This window comes from Ruminococcus sp., from assembly GCF_016283395.1.
The window spans coordinates 1-5,114 of record NZ_JAEEMU010000005.1; the positions used below are offsets into that span (position 1 = coordinate 1).

The 5,114-nt window shown below is 44.0% G+C and carries 4 protein-coding genes and 1 pseudogene; 3 read left to right on the top strand and 2 right to left on the bottom strand.

Translation table 11 applies throughout. The features are described from left to right. Both QZZ41_RS00120 and deoD read left to right on the top strand, forming a co-directional pair. On the top strand, positions 1-489 hold a 489-nt coding region (locus QZZ41_RS00120), incomplete at its 5' end, for a polysaccharide biosynthesis C-terminal domain-containing protein (RefSeq protein ID WP_295066522.1). A gap of 71 nt (positions 490-560) precedes the next feature. Beyond that, positions 561-1,271, top strand: a complete 711-nt coding sequence (gene deoD / locus QZZ41_RS00125; RefSeq protein ID WP_295066525.1) for a purine-nucleoside phosphorylase — start codon at positions 561-563, stop codon at positions 1,269-1,271. A 226-nt stretch (positions 1,272-1,497) separates the two neighbouring features. On the opposite strand, the gene QZZ41_RS00130 is transcribed toward deoD, so the two are convergent. Together QZZ41_RS00130 and QZZ41_RS00135 are read right to left on the bottom strand one after the other, a co-directional pair. Next, positions 1,498-2,838 (bottom strand): ABC transporter permease, encoded by a 1,341-nt coding sequence (locus QZZ41_RS00130; RefSeq protein WP_295066527.1) that lies wholly within the window; start codon positions 2,836-2,838, stop codon positions 1,498-1,500. Further along, positions 2,825-3,565, bottom strand: coding sequence for an ABC transporter ATP-binding protein (locus QZZ41_RS00135; RefSeq protein ID WP_295066530.1), 741 nt, complete (start codon positions 3,563-3,565; stop codon positions 2,825-2,827). The genes QZZ41_RS00130 and QZZ41_RS00135 overlap by 14 nt, the downstream gene beginning before the upstream one ends. Positions 3,566-4,014: 449 nt before the next feature. Between QZZ41_RS00135 and QZZ41_RS00140 the strand changes: the two are divergent. Next, positions 4,015-5,114: pseudogene (locus QZZ41_RS00140) on the top strand (ABC transporter substrate-binding protein); the annotation flags it as partial.

Consider the following 5,114-nt stretch of genomic DNA (forward strand, 5'->3'; position numbering starts at 1 on the left):
AAGCCTGTAAAGTCAATTTTTATGGTTTCGAGCACATATTCGGAATACTCGACTGTATACCTCTATACTCCTATAATGATCGTAGCTGTACTGTTTATGAGCTTAAATCAGTTCCTCGGCAGTATCTATTCAGCTACAAAGCACCCGAAGAATTCATGCTATACGGCTCTTGCAGCCTGCCTCGTAAATCTCCCCATGAACTATTTCCTCATACCGATATGGGGCATAAACGGTGCAGCATTAGCAACTCTGCTCAGTTACCTTATCTGCTTCTGGGCACGTATCATAGACGCAAGATACTATGTACCGTTCCGCTTTAACGGAGTCAAGAACCTTGCAAATACAGCACTGCTTCTTCTGATGTGTGCTGTAATGATGACAGAGGTCAAATACTATATATTCGGTGCGCTTGTTTTTGCCGCAGCTGTAACAGCTATGAATTACAAGTCGCTGCTTATTACAGTAAACAAGCTTCTCAGAAGAAGCTGAAAAATTAAGGAACGCTGTCTCATGCGTTCCTTGTTTATATAAGAATGTATTAAAATAAAGGAGGGCTAAATATGCCGACACCACACAACAATGCGAAAAAAGGCGATATCGCTAAAACAGTTCTCATGCCGGGAGATCCCCTGAGAGCAAAATTCATTGCCGAGAATTACCTTGAAAATCCCGTCTGCTACAATGAGGTAAGAGGTATGCTTGGCTATACGGGTACTTACAAGGGCGTTCCCGTATCCGTACAGGGAAGCGGCATGGGTATGCCGTCTATAGGTATCTATTCATGGGAGCTTTTCAACGAATACGGCGTTGAGAATATAATCAGAGTAGGTACGGCAGGAGCTGTTGCGGACAGCGTACAGCTTCGTGATGTAGTTATCGGAATGAGTGCAAGCACCAATTCCGCTTATGCTTCACAGTACAGACTCCCCGGTACTTATGCTCCGACAGCTTCATGGAGTCTGCTTTCGGCTGCTGTAAAGGCGGCTGAGGCTAAGGGAAGCAGCTTCCATGTGGGAAATATACTTTCAAGCGATACCTTCTATGATGATGCAGACAGCCTTGCAGACTGGCAGAAGATGAATGTGCTTGCCATAGAAATGGAGGCAGCAGCGCTTTATATGAACGCTGCAAGGGCAGGGAAGAACGCACTGTGTATACTCACGGTGTCCGACTGTCCTCTGAAGGGATTATCCACTACTGCGGAGGAGAGACAGACCACTTTCCGCGACATGATGGAGATAGCTCTTGAGACAGCTTATACAATGAAATAATTTTAGGAAAATTTAAGATAACTTTAAGATTATTTTAAGGTTGGATTGGTATATTATTAGTGGATTAAGTAATCCCCCAATTCCCCTTCTATATTTATTCATTTCATTTTTCTTGGCTATGCTTCGTGCATAGCTTTTTACTTTATACGGAAAAATACGTAAAAAAACGCAGCGGTTTCGGTGCTAACGAAACAGCTGCGTCTTTTCATGGGGAAAGGGAAGAGGCTCAATCCTCGGTGGTTTTTCTTGATTTTTTAAATCTGGACTTCTGACCGAAGTTCAGAGATATCGTGAGTATCTTGTCTGATTTGAAAAGCTTTAATGCAAAGAACATCACGATAAGGAATATTACGAACTGATAGCCTAAACCAAGCCAGAACTCTGTTGTGTTTCCGAACATAAGGTTTGGTATCGAGGTAAATGTGTGAGTAAAAGGTATCGCATACACGATAAGCTTTGCGGCTAATGGAAGTGCGTTCACATCTGTGAATACAGATATGAGCCACGGTATCATTACCATCATCATTATCGGCAGGAGCATTGTCTGTGCCGACTTTGAGTCGTTGACAAGTGCGCCGAGGATAATTGATATTGCAAGGCATATCATAATTGTAAGGAAGAGCTGAACTCCTACCATTGCATAATCCATAGCGGAAAGGTTGAGTCCCAGCTGTCTGAAAGCTTCATCTGCGGATAAGGTCTTGGTAACTGCCTGCGTTATTCCCAGATCGCTTGTTACAGCACTTGTCATTCCTTTGGTGTATGTTGAGAAGCCAAACATCATTACGCCTGCGTTTATGAGAGCAACTATTGCTGCTGCAAGCATTTTGGCTGTTATAACAGATCCTCGTGTCACAGGGGTGGAAAGGAGAGTTTCGAGGGTCTTGTCTATCTTTTCATTTGATATCGAAGCGATGAGCGACTGTGAAGTAAGCATCAGGAGCACGAGAACGATGATAGGAAGTATCATATTCTGTGTTGATATCTTACCGAGTATAGTGCTGCTTGATACCTTTGCCGATTTGTCGGCTACAACTGTGTGATCTTCAACACTGAGCGGTGCTTCGATGATCTTGAGGTTTTCTTCCGAAACGCCCTGCTGATCTGCAAGCTCATAGGAGATATACGAATTTATAAGAGAAGTCGTACCATCTGTGCCGCCTGTAAAGCTGCTGAATGTTGAAGCAGACTTTATTTTATTTACAGATATCACCGAGGGCTTTTTGCCGTTTTTTAGTTCATCGGTAAAGCCTTTCGGGATAACTACAAAGCTTTTTATATCGCTGCCTTTCAATGCAGCTGCATAATCATCATTTGTGACTGATACGATAGTGACATTTGAACCTTTCTCTTTGAAAGACTCTATCATGGACTTTGTGTAGTCCGTATCATCAAGGTCACAGATATTGATCTTGGGATTAACCGCGTCCTCAGCTATCTCTTGTGTTACCGACTGCATGACGTTACCCATTATCATGAATATTGCCAGCGAGAATATCAAAGAGAATATCATCTGAGCGTTTATGAGCTCTGAAAGCTCTTTTTTCAGGAGGTTAATGAACTTCATTCTCATTCACCACCCTTTCAAATACTTCCTCGAGGTTAGGAGCGTTATAGCGTTCCTTGAGTTCGTCTGTACGGCCTGTTACCATGAGATGTCCCTTTGAGACTATACCCACGCGGTCGGAAACAAATTCGATCTCGAGCATATTGTGTGATGAGAGAAGGAAGGACATTCCTTCTTCCTCGGCGAGCTTTTTTATCATCTTGCGTATCTCGATAGCGTTTAGTACGTCAAGACCGCTTGTAGGCTCGTCAAGTATGGCAAGCTTGGGCTTTGTCATTACAGCCCTTGCCAGTAGAAGCTTGCGTATCATTCCTCGGCTGTAGCTTCCGATCTTATCGTTGAGCCTGTCGCCGAGTCCGCAGATATTCTTTGCACGTTCAACACAGGAATTTATCCCGTCGATATCGCTCGTGAAAAGACCTGCCATAAATATCAGGTACTTAATACCTGTCATCTGTTTATATGCACCTGCTTCGTCGGGGAGGTAAGTGATACATTCCCTGACCTTTTCAGGAGCTTTTATAATGCTGTGTCCTGCTACGACAGCGTCACCGTCGGTAGGCTTCAGCAGTGTTGAAATCATTCTTATAGTAGTAGTCTTGCCTGCGCCGTTAGGTCCGATGAGAGCAAATATCTCACCTTCGCCTATTTCAAAGGATATCTTGTCAACAGCAAGGACTTTGGTGTACTGCTTTGACAGTCCTTTTACTTCAAGAACATTTGCCAAGAATATCTCTCCTTATTAAATGGAGTCAAGTAGTGAAACTGTTACTTCTTCTACACTTGTATCATACCATAAATAGCCTCAAATGTCAATACAAAAAGTAGAATGTCGATAAGATTTTACAGTTTTTTAATAATAGTAAAATTTAGGCATTAAATTAAAACAATGAGGCAAAGTTTATTGTAACAGCTTACAGTTTCTATACGTGCCGTTTATGCAATATCATTATAGATTTCGATAATTTAGCTAAAATACTCATGGTAAAAAATATTATTATTTATACGGGCGGAAGGGGTTTCTTGACATTATACGATAAATTTGTTATACTGATTTTGATAGATATATGCAATTTTGTCAGACTTGGTAAGTGTTGTCCGTGCGCATAATTCCCGACGCGGGGAGCTTGCGCTTTTTTATTTGTCAGTTTTTGAGTGAAAGGCGGTGAATAGCGGATGAAGAGAGCTTTCAGAGCTGCGGCAGCGGCTTTTCTGACTTGTATTTTTGCTGCGGGAAGCTCTGTGGGTGTACTGAAAGCGGCTGCGGAGGCAAATGAGCCGTCAGCGGCTACGGCTGCGGCAATGGCTGAGGACTATTATCACATAGATGATAAGGACATGAATATGACCACATTCAGCGAATACTACGATCTTCACTCCGCTGATGTCCGTCCCGATGATGAGATATTTATAAAAGGAAGCAGCTTTGTTTCCGCTGAGAACGGAGATATCTCCGCAGGCAGCTTCACCGACAGCAGTGGCGATACCCGTAAAGATACATTATTATGGAACAGCCTGTCGGGCGAGGTGACCTATGATTTCGAGGTGGCTGAAAGCGGAGTGTACTGCCTTGAAGCAAGCTACTGCCCCATGATATCAAGCAGCTCCTCGATAGAGCTGAAAGTGGAGATAGACGGCGAGATACCCTACGATACGGCTTCAAGCCTTTATCTCAGTCAGGTCTGGGTAAACGAAAAGGATATTTACACCGACAGCCGCGGAAATCAGGTAAGACCGACACAGGTGCAGACAGAGATGTGGCAGAAGTGCTTTTTCGGCGACAGGAACGGACTTTTCAGCGAACCGCTGTTCTTCGCACTTGAAAAAGGTGAGCATACTCTTAAACTGAGTTCGGAACGCGCAAAGCTTGCTATCGAGAGCCTTTGTTTCAGAAATCCCGAAAAGCTGCCGTCCTACAGTGAGTATAAAGCCTCTGTGGGAGCGAACGTAACTCCCGAGAGTACTCCGTCCACAAGCTTTAAGATAGAGGGAGAAAAGGCTGTATACAAGTCAGACCCGACTCTCTATCCCACATATGACAATACAAGCTATCTTGCTTCGCCTTCAGACCCGTGCAAGGTAGTATACAATACCATAGGCAGCGGCAGCTGGCGAAAGGCATTGCAGTCGGCTGCATGGGATATACCTGCCGACAAGGTCTGCAGCGGCGGCTGGTATAAGATAGGCATAAAGGCTCGGCAGGATCAGATTCGCGGCTTCTGCTCGGCAAGACGAATTTACATTGACGGCGAAGTACCTTGCAGCGAACTTGACAG